This is a genomic window from Parageobacillus caldoxylosilyticus NBRC 107762 (genome assembly GCF_000632715.1).
In the GTDB taxonomy this organism is placed as follows: domain Bacteria; phylum Bacillota; class Bacilli; order Bacillales; family Anoxybacillaceae; genus Saccharococcus; species Saccharococcus caldoxylosilyticus.
This window is the reverse complement of record NZ_BAWO01000044.1, coordinates 26,084-41,727: the sequence shown is the minus strand read 5'-3', so window position 1 is coordinate 41,727 and position 15,644 is coordinate 26,084. Positions and strand designations below refer to the sequence as shown.

At 41.2% G+C, this 15,644-nt stretch carries 18 protein-coding genes and 2 pseudogenes; 3 read left to right on the top strand and 17 right to left on the bottom strand.

The window, feature by feature from the left end:
• Positions 1 to 40: 40 nt before the first annotated feature.
• From copZ to GCA01S_RS11850, 3 genes are read right to left on the bottom strand one after another with little or no spacing between them, the layout of a single operon-like run.
• Complete coding sequence (gene copZ / locus GCA01S_RS11860) at positions 41 to 244, bottom strand: copper chaperone CopZ (RefSeq protein WP_017436658.1); 204 nt, start codon at positions 242 to 244, stop codon at positions 41 to 43.
• A 20-nt stretch (positions 245 to 264) separates the two neighbouring features.
• A complete protein-coding gene (locus GCA01S_RS11855) occupies positions 265 to 2,661 on the bottom strand; it encodes a heavy metal translocating P-type ATPase (RefSeq protein ID WP_042410200.1) in 2,397 nt (798 codons plus the stop codon).
• Between the two features lie 13 nt (positions 2,662 to 2,674).
• Positions 2,675 to 2,986, bottom strand: coding sequence for a metal-sensing transcriptional repressor (locus GCA01S_RS11850; protein ID WP_042410197.1), 312 nt, complete (start codon positions 2,984 to 2,986; stop codon positions 2,675 to 2,677).
• Between the two features lie 275 nt (positions 2,987 to 3,261).
• Between GCA01S_RS11850 and GCA01S_RS11845 the strand changes: the two genes are divergently transcribed.
• Positions 3,262 to 3,672: a DUF3888 domain-containing protein gene (locus GCA01S_RS11845; protein WP_255212289.1), complete on the top strand. Its 411-nt coding sequence runs from the start codon at positions 3,262 to 3,264 to the stop codon at positions 3,670 to 3,672.
• Between the two features lie 417 nt (positions 3,673 to 4,089).
• On the opposite strand, the gene GCA01S_RS11840 is transcribed toward GCA01S_RS11845, so the two are convergent.
• The 6 genes and pseudogenes from GCA01S_RS11840 to GCA01S_RS19015 form a co-directional block, all read right to left on the bottom strand.
• Positions 4,090 to 4,998 carry a PhzF family phenazine biosynthesis protein gene (locus GCA01S_RS11840; protein ID WP_042410194.1) on the bottom strand — a complete coding sequence of 303 codons (909 nt, stop codon included), beginning with the start codon at positions 4,996 to 4,998 and terminating at the stop codon, positions 4,090 to 4,092.
• A gap of 18 nt (positions 4,999 to 5,016) precedes the next feature.
• A complete protein-coding gene (locus GCA01S_RS11835) occupies positions 5,017 to 5,394 on the bottom strand; it encodes a YunG family protein (RefSeq protein ID WP_017436661.1) in 378 nt (125 codons plus the stop codon).
• Between the two features lie 184 nt (positions 5,395 to 5,578).
• Positions 5,579 to 6,817, bottom strand: a complete 1,239-nt coding sequence (locus tag GCA01S_RS11830) for an MFS transporter (RefSeq protein ID WP_042410191.1) — start codon at positions 6,815 to 6,817, stop codon at positions 5,579 to 5,581.
• A gap of 170 nt (positions 6,818 to 6,987) precedes the next feature.
• A pseudogene (locus tag GCA01S_RS21460) lies at positions 6,988 to 7,125 on the bottom strand (ArsR/SmtB family transcription factor); the annotation flags it as partial.
• A gap of 178 nt (positions 7,126 to 7,303) precedes the next feature.
• Positions 7,304 to 7,393 carry a hypothetical protein gene (locus GCA01S_RS21010; RefSeq protein WP_252120592.1) on the bottom strand — a complete coding sequence of 30 codons (90 nt, stop codon included), beginning with the start codon at positions 7,391 to 7,393 and terminating at the stop codon, positions 7,304 to 7,306.
• Positions 7,375 to 7,644 (bottom strand): DinB family protein, encoded by a 270-nt coding sequence (locus tag GCA01S_RS19015; RefSeq protein ID WP_051018353.1) that lies wholly within the window; start codon positions 7,642 to 7,644, stop codon positions 7,375 to 7,377. Before GCA01S_RS19015 ends, GCA01S_RS21010 begins: the two co-directional genes overlap by 19 nt.
• A 110-nt stretch (positions 7,645 to 7,754) precedes the next feature.
• On the opposite strand from GCA01S_RS19015, the gene GCA01S_RS11815 reads away from it, so the two are divergent.
• Positions 7,755 to 8,462, top strand: a complete 708-nt coding sequence (locus GCA01S_RS11815) for a polysaccharide deacetylase family protein (protein ID WP_017436664.1) — start codon at positions 7,755 to 7,757, stop codon at positions 8,460 to 8,462.
• Between the two features lie 205 nt (positions 8,463 to 8,667).
• Here GCA01S_RS11815 and GCA01S_RS11810 read toward each other — a convergent pair whose 3' ends face one another.
• The 3 genes from GCA01S_RS11810 to GCA01S_RS11805 all read right to left on the bottom strand — a co-directional run bounded on the left by GCA01S_RS11810 (position 8,668) and on the right by GCA01S_RS11805 (position 10,883).
• Positions 8,668 to 9,507 (bottom strand): RNA-guided endonuclease InsQ/TnpB family protein, encoded by an 840-nt coding sequence (locus GCA01S_RS11810; protein ID WP_255212288.1) that lies wholly within the window; start codon positions 9,505 to 9,507, stop codon positions 8,668 to 8,670.
• Entirely contained in the window at positions 9,500 to 9,844 is a 345-nt protein-coding gene (locus GCA01S_RS21005) for a transposase (RefSeq protein WP_255212287.1), read from the bottom strand. Before GCA01S_RS21005 ends, GCA01S_RS11810 begins: the two co-directional genes overlap by 8 nt.
• Before the next feature lie 448 nt (positions 9,845 to 10,292).
• Positions 10,293 to 10,883 carry a cell wall hydrolase gene (locus tag GCA01S_RS11805; protein WP_042410189.1) on the bottom strand — a complete coding sequence of 197 codons (591 nt, stop codon included), beginning with the start codon at positions 10,881 to 10,883 and terminating at the stop codon, positions 10,293 to 10,295.
• Positions 10,884 to 11,124: 241 nt separating this feature from the next.
• Between GCA01S_RS11805 and GCA01S_RS11800 the strand changes: the two are divergent.
• A pseudogene (locus GCA01S_RS11800) lies at positions 11,125 to 11,604 on the top strand (IS1595 family transposase); the annotation flags it as partial.
• A gap of 1,160 nt (positions 11,605 to 12,764) precedes the next feature.
• On the opposite strand, the gene nfsA reads toward GCA01S_RS11800, so the two are convergent.
• The 5 genes from nfsA to GCA01S_RS11770 all read right to left on the bottom strand — a co-directional run bounded on the left by nfsA (position 12,765) and on the right by GCA01S_RS11770 (position 15,534).
• On the bottom strand, positions 12,765 to 13,514 hold the full coding sequence (nfsA, locus tag GCA01S_RS11790) for an oxygen-insensitive NADPH nitroreductase (protein WP_017436669.1): 750 nt from the start codon (positions 13,512 to 13,514) through the stop codon (positions 12,765 to 12,767).
• 91 nt (positions 13,515 to 13,605) lie between these two features.
• Positions 13,606 to 13,962: an ArsR/SmtB family transcription factor gene (locus GCA01S_RS11785; protein WP_017436670.1), complete on the bottom strand. Its 357-nt coding sequence runs from the start codon at positions 13,960 to 13,962 to the stop codon at positions 13,606 to 13,608.
• A 1-nt stretch (position 13,963) separates the two neighbouring features.
• Complete coding sequence (locus GCA01S_RS11780; protein WP_017436671.1) at positions 13,964 to 14,398, bottom strand: SRPBCC family protein; 435 nt, start codon at positions 14,396 to 14,398, stop codon at positions 13,964 to 13,966.
• Between the two features lie 222 nt (positions 14,399 to 14,620).
• Positions 14,621 to 15,265: an SdpI family protein gene (locus GCA01S_RS11775; protein ID WP_017436672.1), complete on the bottom strand. Its 645-nt coding sequence runs from the start codon at positions 15,263 to 15,265 to the stop codon at positions 14,621 to 14,623.
• A complete protein-coding gene (locus GCA01S_RS11770) occupies positions 15,262 to 15,534 on the bottom strand; it encodes an autorepressor SdpR family transcription factor (protein ID WP_026078594.1) in 273 nt (90 codons plus the stop codon). Before GCA01S_RS11770 ends, GCA01S_RS11775 begins: the two co-directional genes overlap by 4 nt.
• Positions 15,535 to 15,644 lie beyond the last annotated feature (110 nt).

Genomic DNA, 15,644 nt, shown 5'->3' with positions numbered 1-15,644 from the left:
ACTTGACAGGGGTCACTTCAGAGAAAGAGGAGTCTTTCGTCTACTTCACATCATAACCTTGTTCTTCAATTGCTTCTTTTAATTTATCCAAGCTGACTTTCGTTTCATCGTAATCGACATCAACCGTGCCTTTTTCCAAATGCACTTCGACGCGATTGACTCCTTCTAGCTCTTGTAAAGCGTTCGTGACCGCCATTTTGCAATGGTTGCATGTCATTCCTTGCACTTGTAATGTTGTTGTCATGATGGATTCCTCCCTTGTTTTTATAGTTTTACGCGCTTCAAGCGAAGTGCGTTTGTCACTACCGATACAGAGCTAAACGCCATCGCCGCTCCGGCAATCCAAGGTTCCAACAGCCCGGCGGCGGCAACCGGTATGCCGATCGTATTGTAAAACAGCGCCCAAAACAAGTTTTGCCGGATGTTTGTCATCGTTTTGCGGCTTAACTCGACCGCTTTCGGAATATGCGCCAAATCACCGCCAACTAACGTGACATCGGCCGTTTCGATAGCAACATCCGTTCCCGTGCCGATCGCCATGCCGATATCGGCTTTCGCCAGCGCCGGAGCATCATTAATGCCATCGCCGACCATCGCCACCCGTTTGCCTTCCCGCTGCAGCTTTTCGACAATGTTTGCTTTGTCTTCTGGAAGCACCTCAGCATATACATGGTCGATTCCTGCTTGTTTGGCGATCGCTTTTGCCGTCCGTTCATTGTCTCCTGTCACCATGTACACATCTATCCCAAGTTGTTTCAATGCTTGAATCGCCGCTTTGGCATTTTCTTTGATCGTATCAGCGACGGCGATGATGCCGGCAAACTCTCCATCGATCGCAACGAGCATCGCCGTTTTTCCTTCCGTTTCTAATTGTACCATTTTCTCTTCATGCCGCGACATATCGACGTTGTTTTCTTTCATTAACTTCCTCGTTCCGACAAGAACACGTTTGCCATCAATTGTCGCTTCAATACCATGACCGGCCAGCGCCGCGAAATGCTCAAACGGCTTCACCGCGATTTGTTGTCGTTTTCCATATTCAACAATCGCCTGCGCGAGCGGATGCTCGGAACCTCTTTCTGCCGACACGGCATAAGCCAGCATCCCTTCTTGAAACTCAATAACATCCGTTACTTCCGGTTTTCCTTTTGTTACCGTCCCTGTTTTATCCAATAGCACCGCATTGATTTTATGCGTTTCCTCCAGGTACTCACCCCCTTTAAAGAGGATGCCGTGTTCCGCACCTTTTCCGGTGCCCACCATGATCGATGTCGGCGTGGCAAGACCGAGGGCGCACGGGCAGGCGATGACAAGCACCGCAATCGCCACTTCCAGCGCTTTTGGCAAATCGCCTGGTGCGACAAAAAAGTACCAGACAATAAACGCCAACACGGCAATGCCAGCAACAATCGGCACAAAAATTCCGGAAATCACATCGGCCATCCGCTGAATCGGCGCCTTTGAACCTTGAGCCTCTTCGACGATTTTCACGATATTCGCTAAAGCTGTATCTTTTCCGACCTTTTCCGCCCGAATCGTAAGAGTGCCTGTCGTGTTGATCGTTGCGCCAATAACGCGGTCGCCTTCTTTCTTATCAGCTGGAATCGATTCCCCCGTAATCATTGATTCGTCAACAGCGGACGCTCCCGCCATCACAATACCATCTACCGGTATTTTTTCGCCCGGCTTGACGACAATGGTGTCTCCGACTACCACTTGTTCAATCGGAACTTTGATTTCTTTGCCGTCGCGAAGAACGAGCGCTTCCTTCGCCTGCAAACTTAACAATTTCGAAATCGCTTCGGTTGTTCTCCCTTTCGCGTGCGCCTCAAAATATTTTCCGACAAGCACAAGCGTGATAAGCACCGCGCTTGTTTCAAAATATAAATTCGGCATATAGCGAGGGTTTCCAATCGTTTTGACCGCTTCCGCCAAGCTGTAAAAGTAAGCTGCGGACGTGCCGAGTGCGACAAGGACATCCATGTTCGCACTTTTGTTTCTTAACGCGCGATACGCGCCGACATAAAAAGGACCGCCGATATAAAACTGCACGGGCGTCGCGAACAGAAGCTGCACCCACGGATTCATCAGCCAATCTGGCACCGGCAGGCCAAGGTCAAACGGCAGATGGGCAATCATCGTATAAAGAAGAGGAAGAGAAAGTAAAATGGAAACCATCAACCTATGCTGTTTTCGCTTCAGCTCTTCTTCCTGCGCACCTGCGTGCGGTTCCTCTTCCTTCCGCACTTGTCCTTTATAGCCAAGCTTTTTTATTTTCTCTAAAATCGCTTCGACGGATGTGACGCCTTCCTTATATTCCACAACCGCGCTGTTCGTTGCCAAATTGACCGTGGCGCTTTCCACGCCTTCTATGCGCTGCAGTCCCTTTTCAATGCGCGCCGCACATGCAGCACACGTCATGCCTTCAATATCCAGCATCACCTTTTCGGTTGCCACACCGTATCCAAGCTTTTCAATTTTTTCTTGAATATCACGCAAGTTTACGATGGCTGGATCGTACGCAATCGTCGCTTTTTCCATCGCTAAATTGACGTTCGCCTCGACGCCGTCCATTTTATTGAGCACTTTTTCAATGCGGCTGGAACAGGCAGCGCACGTCATACCGGTAATAGGTAATGTCACATGCTTTTTCTCACTCATCGCGCTTCCCTCCCTATTTGGAGAATTGGCTGATGACGGTCATTAATTCCTGAATGGATTCGTCACCGTTTCCTTCGTGAATCGCCTTGGCGACGCAATGACGAACATGGCGCTCCAACAAGTGTAATCTGACTTTATGCAACGCCGCTTCAATCGCAGAAATTTGGATTAAAATATCGATGCAATACCGGTTGTCCTCGACCATTTTTTGCACGCCGCGCACTTGTCCTTCAATGCGCTTCAAGCGCTTCACAATGCTCTCTATTTCTTCTTTCGTGCGCGGAACCATTTTTGGATTGAGCTGATTCTCTTCACGATGATTCATACATTTCACCTCATTAAATCGTTCTATATACATTATACCGGTAATGGGTATAAATAACAATTAGAACGCCTTAATTTTCTTCTAACATAAAACTCCTTTAGCTGCTTCGCCGTTACACAAGAATGAACCGCTTGTCCTTGATAATCAGCGATACATGGCTGGACAATTACATGTTTTTTTCTTTTTGCGAGTTACAAGTTTTTATTTACATACATACACATTCGTTGGCTAAAAATAATATAACAAGCCATTATTATATGAAGAGAGGCCCTGTTATGCTTACCAAAAAATTATTGTTCCTCTTTTTTGGCATGTCCCTCATTGCGGGAATAGACAGTGCAGAATCCAAAGTGAGCCAAGCGGCGGTCACTGCCAAGCCATTAGAGGATCTCTCCATATACTTTTTAACCCCTTACATCACGAAATCCGTCCTAAATTATTATGGAGAAAAGTCGGGAAGCCAATGGTGGAAGGCGAAAATAATAAACGTGAAAAATTTAGAGCAAGGAGGCTATTACCACTTTCTGGTCACTGTTCAGGTGGAAACTTTTCAAGGGGCTCATAATCCCCCTTATGCCAAAGACGTAATGACATTTCATATTAAAAATGATCGCATCACATTGATTCGTTATCAACATTATAAAGAAAAATCGTCCCCTTCGCCACGGTCGCAAAGCCGGCATTGACTTTGTCGCCGGCTTTCTATGGCTGATAATTAATTCCGATAGGATAGGAAATGATGTTTTCGATGATGTTTGAGTGATTTTTTACTGCGTTTCGACTGCATTTTAGTGTTGATAAATGCGACTCCAATAATACGTGGTCATATGGTCAAATGGTGGTCGTATAGTCATGCCAATGTCATCACCGCGAACAAAAAAACGGGAGCAATCCCGTTTCAGCTTTTCGACAAATCCGACAAGCTGATCATTGATACATCAATGCACATAAAAAGCCTAACCACTTTGGGAATCATATAAACTACTAAGGGGGCGTTAGCATGATTCCAATTTGGTAGTTACAGAACATACATGAATTTCGGCATTGCTCCTCTTTTAGAAATACCTTATGTAATATGACGCCAGTAATTTTAAGAAAATTCTTTAAATTATTAAGTTAATATCAATGTTTTCCGTTTGTAAAATGGTTGCATATCCTCCTACTCGTGTTTTAGTTATACTTCCTTCTTTAGAAATATAGGAAGCAGCTTTGATCATACTCGGTTTTCCCATTGCATATCCCTGTCCGATCAGGTATTCATACCATCCCTCTTTTGGTTCTTGGAGTTTTGAATAATAAGTTAGATATGCTCCAAGTGCACAAGCTGCTACACCTGTAGCTGGATCTTCGTTATAACCTGCTCTTTTAGGAAATTGGCGAGCTTCGACATCATATTTCGAAGATTGTGTTGTCAACGTAAAAGGATAAAAGCCGGTTGTCTGGTATCTATCACAAAGTTCCCAAAGTAATCCAAAGTCAGGATCTAAGTTATGAAGTATTTCGTGACTACGAAGAGGAATCATCAATTTAGGACGTGAAGTGGAAACTGATTGAATGGGCCCCACAGATAAATCTAGTTCTTCTTCACTTATTTTTAAGGCCTGAGCAACTTCTGAAGGACTGGGATTTTCATTGCTAAAAGTCGGAGGGAATTGTTCTACGATAACATTTAATCTTCCGTCTTTTTCCTGGGCATTTACCGCTATTTCTCCCAGCGCGGTCTCCACTGTTCCATTTAGCTGTTTTATTTCATGAGACTGACACCAGTAACTTACCGCCCCTACAGTGGCATGAACGCACATCTCCATTTCGTGTTTTGGAACAAAGTATCTTAGTCTGAAAAGGGCATTTCGACTTTCAGGCTGTAGTATAAAGGCTGTTTCAACCCCATAATATGAAGCAATGCTTTGCATTTGCTTATTTGTTAATGAGTCACTGTTTAAGACTAAGGGACATGGATTTCCCCCGTCAGAAGAAATGTCAAATACTTTAGTTTGTACTACTGATAACATTTGATAACACCTCTTTTATTAATTCGAAATTATGATATTGTTAGTTTTTAAAAAGTTTTTATATACATTTGTTTTTAAATAATTGTATTGTCTTTCATTCGTATCTGAGAAAGCTTCTTCCCTATTAGAAGGGATATCCATATATTCAATAGCTTCCGAGAATTGGGATTCTGTTAAATCGTAACGCTGGCCATTTATTTTATTGTAAAAATGCCAACCTTCAGAAGTAGGTGTTTTCATTATTTCTCCACCGAACAGATCGTTTACCACTAACGCAGTGACTCCACATTGCCCTTTTGCCGGATTCTGAGGAGTCCATTTAGAGCTTGATTCGATGGACCAGACTTTCATTAAAACATTTTTGAGTTTAAATATTTTTTCTTCCAAACTATCCATTGGTTAACCTCCTTCTTTCTAAATTCAAAATGACTCTAAATAAAAATTTAACATCTTGGCTAGGTCTACTTAAGTACGGCCTTTTTCAGATTTTGTTCCTGTTAAGTTCTCACGGGAGTGAAAGAAGATAAATACCTATGTTTCTGTTATTTTTTGATCGTATATCCCAAAACTCATTATTAAATTATTCACGTAAAGTCGGTAATTCTTTTTCTTTTATAGAAGAATATACCACAAAGAGAAATAGTCCAGTTAATATAAAACCCATTCCTCCAATCAAACCAAGCATTCTATTATTGACTACTTCTAAAATGATGCCAGCCCCGAACATAGATATTCCAATTAATGTATTTGAAATGGTGGCCAATAAACCAAATACTAAGCCTTGATGGTCACTAGGCGTCTCCTTCATAACAATTGAATCGAAGCATGTATTGCAAATGCCTGATACAAAAGAAATGGAAATATATACAATAAAAGCAATGAATGCTAAGTGAACTCGACTTAAAATAATGAGAAACAATCCTTCCAATATTAGAGTCGCCAAACCAATTAATAAAAGATGTTGGTGAATACGTTGAGCTATTATAAAACTTAGCATTAAACCAATCCCGAGGGCTCCATAAAAAAGACCGACTCCTACATCACCTAGATTAAATTCTTGAACGGCATAGATGCTAATGAGTACGTTATCAATCCCATTAAAAAGAGGTACGATGAACTCAAATAGAAATGCAATATAAAGGGCACTAGATGCAATCATCAATTTTTTTATGTTTTTTATCGAATGGAAGATGTTAGATTCACTATTTTTCTTATCATTTTTCTGAATATGACGATTTTTATTTGTGAACGGAATAGGAAAGATGATCATAGCAGCTATTAAAAATGAAAGACCATTAAACCAAAATGCCATATCTGGTCCAAAGAAAAAGGTAACAATACCGCCAGAAAATGAACCTCCTATTAAGACCGCTCCAAGCATGACCTGTTCTAAGCTATTAATCTTTATGATGTTTTCTTTCTTAACGAGTAAAGGAATGAATGACTTTCGTGCGGGCGCATAGATCGCTTCCCCTGCGGCTAAAACAAATGTGCTCAGATAAACAATCCAAATATCAGACTCGTTATTTACCAATACAAAAGAGATAGCAAAAGTAATTCTTGATAAGTCAGTGATAATGAGTATTTTCTTTCTTGAAAACCGATCAGCTAAGAACCCTCCCAAGGGGCCGAATAATAAAAAAGGAACAACCCGAATCGCTAAAGCGACACCAACGGCAAATCCCGAACCGGTTAACTCTAACAGTAGGGCCAAAAGAGCAACTTGACTAAAACGGTCCCCGATACCATTAACGATCCCTGCCAAAAACAACCTTAAGTAATTTTTTTCTTGTCGAAATATATTTATCGCATTAGTCACCAAATCACCTCATTTATTTTTTACAAATATCTAATTAGATATACATCTAATTAGATTCACAAAAAAATATCTATAAATCAGTTTATGATCCAAAGTTCTGGGGGATTCAATTCATATTTATTATTTTCCCGATACATAAAGTGATTCATGACCAACTCTCTTCTTAAAATAATAGTTGGTGGTTTTAAGCCAAGTTTACCTGCTATCGCCTGGCCATGTAAAGGACCGTGCCGCAATAGTGCAATAATGCGAATTCTTGTAGGATCATCTAAATTCTTGTAGAAATTAACAAGCCTACTTAACTGCAATACAATCCCTCCAAATACAATCATTATCTAATTAGATAATAATCTAATTACAATGTTAAAACAATCTTTGATAAAATAAAAATTTATCATTTTTTCACGAATCACCATTCCAGAAAACAAAATAAAAAGCACTCGAAGGAACAAGTGCTTACCTTATACTGAAAATGGCCATAAATTATTAAATCGCAGGAGGTCCCTGTCCCATACGACTCCATTCTTCTTTTGCAGAATCATAAACTCCATGAACCTCTAGGCCGGCTTGACGCATGAGAACCGTCCTTTGTCCACGGCAATGAATGATATGCTTGATGAGCAGTGATGAACTTGCTTGGAGGATTCATCTGTCCACTGTTGCTTTACCGCTTCTGCTGCGTCGTCACTGATTTTCCGAAGGCTTTCAGCGATTTCATTCGCTGAGGATGGAACAGTGGTTAGGTCTTTTACCATTTCAATAGTAAGTCCGAAGTGGGAAAGAAATTCAGGGATACTGGTTACGATATGCCATGCAATTCTCCTCAAAGCGCGACCGTTCCTCCATGGGAGCACCATAACTGTTTTACTTGCTTTCATGAATATTAGCTGATAAAATGCCCAAGAAAAAATCGATTAAGATAGAGAGGAGACAAATGATGAAAAAAAGAATAGTCATATATGGGATAATTTCGCTAGTATTATTATTTTTTTTATTCGGTACATATAAGTTAATGAATTCAAGAACATACCAGTTATTTGGAGGATTAACTAGTCACGTAGATACAAACCAAAAAGTAGTTGCGTTGACTTTTGATGACGGGCCGACAAAAAATGTAGAGAAAATATTGCCTCTTTTGCATAAATACAATGCGAAGGCTACCTTTTTTGTCATTGGAAATGAACTGAAGAAAAATCTAAAGTTAGGAAAAGAGATCGCAGAATCTGGACATCAAATGGGAAATCATACGTATTCTCATCAACGAATGATTTTCAAAAAGCTTTCTTTTATCAAGCAGGAAATTGAAATGACCAACCAATTGATTCGAAAAACAGGTTATAAAGGTGAAATAGACTTTCGTCCACCTAATGGAAAAAAACTTATTGGTTTACCCTATTATTTGAAAAAACATCACATAGAAACCATTACATGGAGTCTTGAGCCCGACACCTATTATTCTTCGGTTTCTGACAAAGTGAACTATGTAAACAAAAATGTAAAACCAGGAGCCATCATTTTGTTACATCCAATGTATGATGATACTGGTAACGAACTAAAAACTATTGAAGGAATATTAGATTCTTTATCAAAAAAAGGTTATCAATTTGTCACGGTTAATGAACTACAGAAATTAAAGAATAAGTAATGAATAGGAAATTGCTATGAACCTCTCCCACCTTCATCCCATGAAGAGATGGGAGTTTCTTACCATCTCCACCAAAGAAGCTTCCGCGCGGAAGAAGGCGGTCTCCTTCCACTCGATGAATGCATCGGAAGCCTTCTGGATGGGTCCAGTAATCAACATCGGCACCACGCCGATGGGGCGGTCCAACCCTTCTACTACTTCTTGCTTACGCAATCCGTAGATACGTCAGATTCGTTTGTACGTTCCAATGCACAAAGGTACCATGCAGCGCCTTGCTTAATATATTTTTCGCGCCATGAACGTCCCGATGTTCTTCATACCCACACCGGCACACAAACAGGCGGGAAGACACTTTTTTTCTCTTTTGGCAGACAGGACATGTCTGGCTTGTATACGACTCCTCGATTTCATGCAAGCGAATGCCATGTGGAGCCAGTTTATAAGCGAGATACTTCTTCACTTTCCCAAATGACCAATTCGAGAGCTTTTGCGCTTGTTTGCGGCTCGTACGTGTTTTCTTTCTCGTGTTCCGCTCTACTCCTTCGACGTTTCCGATATACACATCGGGGGCGGATTGCTTCAAACACCAGTCGACAAACTGTTTCGTCGTTTTATGCAGCGCATCCCGCAGCTGCCTTTCCGATTTCGATAACACGTATTGTTTCGCCCGTTCATATTTTTTCCATAGGCGTGATCCTTTTTGACATTTCGATTGGCGCCGCTGAATCTCCGCCAGTTTTTTACTCCGCAATCGGTGAAGGGAGCGTATCTTTCTTCCCGTGATGAGGAGGGCTTGCCCGTTTTCGCAAAACGCGCCGATGGTGTGTACTTCTCCAAGATCAATTCCGATGGAGGAACCCGGTTTGTACGCTTTTTCCTTTTGTCCATCTTCATACGTCACGTCCAAATAAAGACCTTGATCAAAGCAGCATTCGATTTCTTTGATCATTCCTTTTGGCAGATGCGACGCATGCACGACAATTGGCTTTTCCCGTTTTCCATGATGAATGCCCATCGACAGTTCCATTTTTCCATTTTCATACACTTTGAAACCGTCTTTTTGTCCATTTCGTTGGGAAGTACTTCTTTTTCTTGTAGGGATAGCGGATAGGATATCCTTGTTGGATGGCGTGGTGTGCGGCTTGTCTTGCGAAGAGGTATTGGTGGCAGACGGCTTGAATCGATTGGCTGTGAAGATGGAATTTTCTTTTCGTTTGTTTTTGCATCTCGCTTTTGGTGATCCAGCAACCATGCTGGAGGAAGTGTTCTTTGGCTAAGCGGAGGCATTCATTCCAAACACGGGCGGATTCCCGATTGCAGGCATACAATCGGTCCAAATCCGCTTTCGATGCCCGGAAGAACACTTTTTGACCACGAAGCATGATCATTCCCTTCCTTCTTTGTTTGATAGATGGTTTAATTATAGCACATATGTTCGTTTTTTGAGAATCAAAAACTTCCCGATTCCTCTCCCTCCTTCACTCCGTTTAGAGGAAAGGAGACTTCTCGAGAAAAATGTTAAAAGCTTCATTTAACAACAAAAATGGAGTGACCAAACTGTTACCAGTTTGCACTCCATTTTTTATGTCATTTTTAGTTTTCAACCATTTCAAAAAGTCCTTTCCGCCGTGAAAGTGGTCAGTGAACATCTAGGACATTCCTCTGCCTCGATGGCATTAGACGTGTATTCTCCAGAACAAGCAACTCAAAAATTCGCCAAATCCCTACAGAAATAAAGCGTGATCAAGTGTAGTCACGCAAAAAAGCGGGATCAATCCCATAATGGAAGAAATAAGAGTGATAAAAAAAAGAGAGCATAAAGCTCTCCAATTATTTTTTAAATACGTGGTTTCCTATTACAACTGTTGTTGGTCTACTATCCAGCCAATGAGAATGTGAAGTTTTTGGATTATAGAAGAACAGTGAACCATAACCTTTTGAACGATCGTAAGCTAACGCTTCTTCAACTGCTTTAATACTTTCAACATCAGCAGGTTGATTGATTGCACCGTTACTAACTGGTGTGAACTGTCCAGGTTGATAGATTACTTCTTTAATAGAATTAGGAAATTGAGGATGGTCAACTCGGTTCAACACCACTATCGCAACAGCGACTTTTCCATCATATGGTTCACCTTCAGCTTCAGCTCGAACCAATCTTGCAAGTAAATCTTTTTCGTAAGGCGTCGCATTAGTTACTGGTTTATATTCATTTTTCCCTGGTATTACAATATTTTGACCAACATAAATCAAATTAACATTTTTGATTTGTGGGTTAGCCCTTGATAGTTCATACAGAGTTACTCCATGTTCCTCTGCAATTTCGCTCATTGTATCTCCACTTTTAACTTCATAAGCAAAAGCAGGAGGGGCAATTAGCATAGATAATCCTAATGCTGTAATCGCAATTAGTTTTCTCATAGGGTTTTGCACTCTCCTTCATTTTATATTTAGCTCGATTCTCTCTATCTCACGAACTATGTATTTTTTATATCCGAATAATATAAAACGTAAATTACGTAGAGGTTACATTACTATTACAAAAAAATAAAAAGAAGTAGGAACGAGCCTACTTCTTTATAACTCATTGATATAGTTTTCCATTTCACCTTCACCAATTTGGTCTATGGTCATTTTGTAAACCTTATCTCTGTAATTAAGCAAGTCCAAACATCGTGGCTTAAGCAAAGAACGGGTCTGCATTCTGGTGGCTAGTGATAGAACTAAAGCAACGATTGCAAAGGTTACTTGGGTGGGGCGTGTGGTCAAATCTAAAGTAGATAAAGTTATCGTCTCGAAACTCCGTAGCGAGAATATATTGGTTACAGACGCTTGGAGAGCTTACAAGACGTATGCCAAAGAAAAAGGATTGCAACATTATCGAATCAAATCTGATGATGGTACACATGTCATCAAAGGCATCTACCATAAACGATTTTCACAGCCGCTTAAAACAATGGATGGACCGATTCAAAGGTATGGCAAGTAAGCATCTTGACAACTATTGGCTTGGTTCTTATTCGTGGATAGTCGTGGTCACGAGAGCACCAAACAGAATATTAAAGATATGCTGTTATCTGCTTTCCCGTTTGAAATGAACGATACATATGAAAGCATTCGCCTCTCTAAATTTTCAATCTGATTATTAAGTTTGAAAAATGCAGTTTAATTTAGTTAGAAAATTAAAGTGATTTTAGACAAATAATGGTAATATAGAGTTAGACTTTTTGTGAGGGGGGAAACTTGTGAAAATAAATTCATATCTTATACGATTTGCCTTTCTAATAGTCTTAATATTTGGCGGAACTTTTACTTTTCACTATTTCAAAACGGGAGAACTGTTGCTGGACCAATTAATGGGGATTAGTGTAGGTGTCATCCTCTTATTCTTTTTGTTTATTTGGAGAATAAGGAAACAGCATGCGTCTTCTCAAAATAAAGAGAACAGTTAAAGGGTATGAATGAGCGTAGTAAGTAAAAAGACCATCCCTATAAAAGGTGGTCTTCATTTTGATTTACATATTTTTAGCGAAGACAAAAAGTGCCCCACTTTGAAAGAAACAGCCGAGAAAAAGAATTTTTCTCTTTACGCTCTTTCAAAATAGGACAAATGAGTCAAACATCAACAAGAAGCTTTAATATAGCCTTTTTTATTTACTTAATGACTCGCTTAGCACCTATACTCGCATCAAATCCTTTTGGTGTTGTACCCCCATATTTATAAGGGCTTCCTACATAACTTGCTGCTACTGCCGCAACTTCCTCCCCATAGTTAATCGTTGCTGATGCATTGGAAACTGTACCAAAGATAATGCCGCTGCTATAAACATGAAGTGAGCTTCATCACAGATGGTGGAAGTATGTATTGTTCTTCCATGGGAGTTCAACAAGTGATTTTTCGTTAAATTTAAAAACACTAATGAAATAGTTTTCTTCAGGAAAGTCACCTACATACTCTAAGCCATTATTGGAATAGAACTCTTTTAATTTTTCATTTTCAGCCCAAACAGTCTAAATAGATCGTCTTATTTAATCCTTGGGCAAATTTATATTTACGGCTTGTCCAATCTCGTTTAGATTTAAGCTTTTTAACCATTTCAAAAAGACCCTCTCCGGCGTGAAAGTGGTCAGCAAACGTCTAGGACATTCCTTTGCTCCCAATGACGTTAGACGTATATTCTCCCATAACGCCGGACACGCAAGAAGAAACAGTTCAAAAATTCACCAAAGCCATACAGAAATAAAGCGTGGTCAAATGTGGTCAATCAACCTAAAAAAAACTCGCTTCATGCCGAAGCGAGATTAACGAAGATTGAATCCTTTTCCTTCTACGAATTCTTTCATATACATGCGCACCTGGTTGCTGAGCATGTTGGCCATCTGCCCGGTCCATGTATCGCGGCGTTTGCCGTTTGTCCGTTTTTCGTAATACGCAGAAACGATGTCGTTATATTGTTTCAGCTGCTCTTCGAATTTACTGCGGTCTTGTTCATACGTTTCTTCATGGTATACGTGTTCAAACGGCAGGCGCGGTTTTTTGTCAGGCTGCTGCGCCGGGTAGCCGACGGCAAGCCCGAAGAGAGGAATGACCCGCTTCGGCACTTTCAACAGCTTGCACACTTCCGGCAAGTTGTTGCGCAGCCCGCCGATATAGCAAACGCCGAGCCCCATCGATTCGGCGGCGATGGCTGCGTTTTGCGCCGCCAGCGCTGTATCAACAAGCGCAACCATAAACTTTTCCGTGCTCTCGAGCGATGGCAGCACCTCTTTTTGTTCCACTTCGCCAATCACTTCGTGGCGGTGAAGATCGGCGCAAAACACGAAGAAATGGCCATTATGTTCGACATAAGATTGATTTCCCGCTAATTCCGCCAGCTTTCGTTTCATCTCTTTATCCTTAACACCAATGATCGAATACGCTTGAATAAAACTCGATGTCGACGCGGCTTGCGCGCACTCGACGATCGTACGAATTTGCTCGTCCGTTAACGGGCGGTCTTCAAATTGACGAATCGAACGGTGCCGCAAAATCGTTTCAATGACTGGATTCATAGCGAATGCCTCCCCTATCAATTGATGGCTTTGCTTTTTATAATACCAAAAAAAGAAAGAGCCAAAAAATGATTGGCTCTTTCCAAGACGTTTATTTATCATCACCATCAGCATCAACAATATGTCCTTTGCCATTTTCCACATAGTGTTTGAGCATCGCCATTTTGTTATCCCAAAATCGTTCATAAAAGGACAGCCATTCCTTTAATTCCAACAACGGAGTTGGTTCTAAACGGTATCGCGTTTCCCGCCCGACCTTTCTCTCCTTCACAAGTCCGGCATCCGCTAAAATCCGCAAATGTTTCGACACAGCCGTCCGGCTGATCGGAAAATGGCCGCAGATGACGGTAACGGGCATTTCCTTATCGGCCAACAATCGTAACAGCTTGCGGCGGGTAGGATCAGCGATGGCCTGAAAGACGTCATGCTTGCGTGATAAAGCAGCCATACTACGCCTCGACATACGCGCCTAAAGATTTGCAAAGCTTGGCCCATCCCTGATCCATCCGATTGCGTACGATGGTATGAGATTCGCCAAATTCCGTCACTTTATTCGCATCCCAGCCGGAATGAATAAGCGTAAACTCTGTTTGCTGCTTATTCAGCTCTTTTAGCTCAAAAGTAACGGTCCAGTCTTTCCCCCAGCGAAAAGACAAGCGATGAGGCGGATCGACTTCGATTACTTTACACGGGGACATTCCAAAAGGTCCGGCGTTTAGATGAAACTCATGACCGGCAACCGGCTGAAGATCATTGGGCATAAACCAAGCCGCAAGCCCCTCTGAAGTAGAAACCGCCTCCCAAACTTTTTGAATCGGCGCTTGAAAAACCATCGTGTGGCGAATATGTGGCAACATGCCGTTCGCTGTATTTTGTGTTGTCATTGTTTCAACCTCCACATTTTAGTTATGAAACTTTTTGGTTTCATTTTGATTATACGAAACCATTTGGTTTCATATCAATAGTAAAATGGCGAGTGTACTACTTATCCTCCTTCAACTTTTCACAACAAATTGGCAATAAAAAAGAGACGGTCAACGGAATTGGTTGCCACCTCTCCAAAAACGCCGAAAAGAGCGCTTGTCGATCACGACGCGCCGCTTTCCTTAATTATATTTATCAACCACCTTTTTATAAACGGCATAAGAATACACCATCGGTACGATTGCGATACAGACGATAGACGCAATAAGAAGCACAGCGCGAATGGAGGATGGGGCAAAAGCGGATACGATGATGATGATTCCGCCAATGAAAAATACTTTGCCGCCAAACCGGTGTGTGCGCGCCCAAACGGTCTCATTCGCCAGCGTCCACGGCGTGCGGATGCCTATGAAATAATTCGCTTTGATTTTTGGCATATAGTTTCCGAGAATGATAAAAAGCAGACCTAATCCTATATTTGCAATCCAATCGATATTGACATGATAGCCGAGCCCGCTGAAAATAATAGAAAGATGACCAGCGCCGAAAAAAGTCAGCGTTACATTCACGAAAATACGATACACTCCCTCAAATTTTTGGAAATTGTCTTTACGCGGATCAATTTTCGGCACGCCCATTAGTATTCCGTAAATCAACATCATTAAAACCGGAGTAGCGAAAACGGCAAAAAGCTTTGATGAATAGCCATCCACTTCCCCCGAAAAATTCCAATGAATCGGAACTTTCTCCGGCAGCTGCGGATATGCCCATAAGGAAAATCCTGCACTAATGATGATCAACAAGAAAAAATACCAATGCTTTTTCATTCCCTCTTCCCCTTTCCTTCTTGCAAAGATAAAAGCCACGTTAACACATCTTGCAAGACGGTCGTGTTAATCGAATAATGGATGTACTGCCCTTCTTTTTCGGCGTGCACTAAATCCGCCTGCTTTAATAAGTTAAGATGATGGGAAATGCTTGGTTTGGAGATGCGGAAATGGTCGGCGATTTCCCCCGCCGTCAAATCTCTGTTTTTTAACAAATTTAAAATGTCTCTTCGCGTTGGATCGGCTAGCGCTTTATAAACAAGGTTCATTTTCATATACGTTCACCGTGTTTATTTTGTTATTTAGAAAATTATCTAATTGTTTAATTATATTATATAAAATATTATGATTTTTGTTAATAACCTGAGAAAACAAAAAG

Excerpts from the sequence above, each read along its gene's own strand:
- copZ (WP_017436658.1), bottom strand. The coding sequence starts at position 244 with ATGACAACAACATTACAAGTGCAAGGAATGACATGCAACCATTGCAAA.
- GCA01S_RS11855 (WP_042410200.1), bottom strand. The coding sequence starts at position 2,661 with ATGAGTGAGAAAAAGCATGTGACATTACCTATTACCGGTATGACGTGC.
- GCA01S_RS11850 (WP_042410197.1), bottom strand. The coding sequence starts at position 2,986 with ATGAATCATCGTGAAGAGAATCAGCTCAATCCAAAAATGGTTCCGCGC.
- GCA01S_RS11845 (WP_255212289.1), top strand. The coding sequence starts at position 3,262 with ATGCTTACCAAAAAATTATTGTTCCTCTTTTTTGGCATGTCCCTCATT.
- GCA01S_RS11840 (WP_042410194.1), bottom strand. The coding sequence starts at position 4,998 with ATGTTATCAGTAGTACAAACTAAAGTATTTGACATTTCTTCTGACGGG.
- GCA01S_RS11835 (WP_017436661.1), bottom strand. The coding sequence starts at position 5,394 with ATGGATAGTTTGGAAGAAAAAATATTTAAACTCAAAAATGTTTTAATG.
- GCA01S_RS21010 (WP_252120592.1), bottom strand. The coding sequence starts at position 7,393 with ATGCGTCAAGCCGGCCTAGAGGTTCATGGAGTTTATGATTCTGCAAAA.
- GCA01S_RS11815 (WP_017436664.1), top strand. The coding sequence starts at position 7,755 with ATGAAAAAAAGAATAGTCATATATGGGATAATTTCGCTAGTATTATTA.
- GCA01S_RS21005 (WP_255212287.1), bottom strand. The coding sequence starts at position 9,844 with ATGCTTCGTGGTCAAAAAGTGTTCTTCCGGGCATCGAAAGCGGATTTG.
- GCA01S_RS11805 (WP_042410189.1), bottom strand. The coding sequence starts at position 10,883 with ATGAGAAAACTAATTGCGATTACAGCATTAGGATTATCTATGCTAATT.
- nfsA (WP_017436669.1), bottom strand. The coding sequence starts at position 13,514 with ATGAATCCAGTCATTGAAACGATTTTGCGGCACCGTTCGATTCGTCAA.
- GCA01S_RS11785 (WP_017436670.1), bottom strand. The coding sequence starts at position 13,962 with ATGGCTGCTTTATCACGCAAGCATGACGTCTTTCAGGCCATCGCTGAT.
- GCA01S_RS11780 (WP_017436671.1), bottom strand. The coding sequence starts at position 14,398 with ATGACAACACAAAATACAGCGAACGGCATGTTGCCACATATTCGCCAC.
- GCA01S_RS11775 (WP_017436672.1), bottom strand. The coding sequence starts at position 15,265 with ATGAAAAAGCATTGGTATTTTTTCTTGTTGATCATCATTAGTGCAGGA.
- GCA01S_RS11770 (WP_026078594.1), bottom strand. The coding sequence starts at position 15,534 with ATGAACCTTGTTTATAAAGCGCTAGCCGATCCAACGCGAAGAGACATT.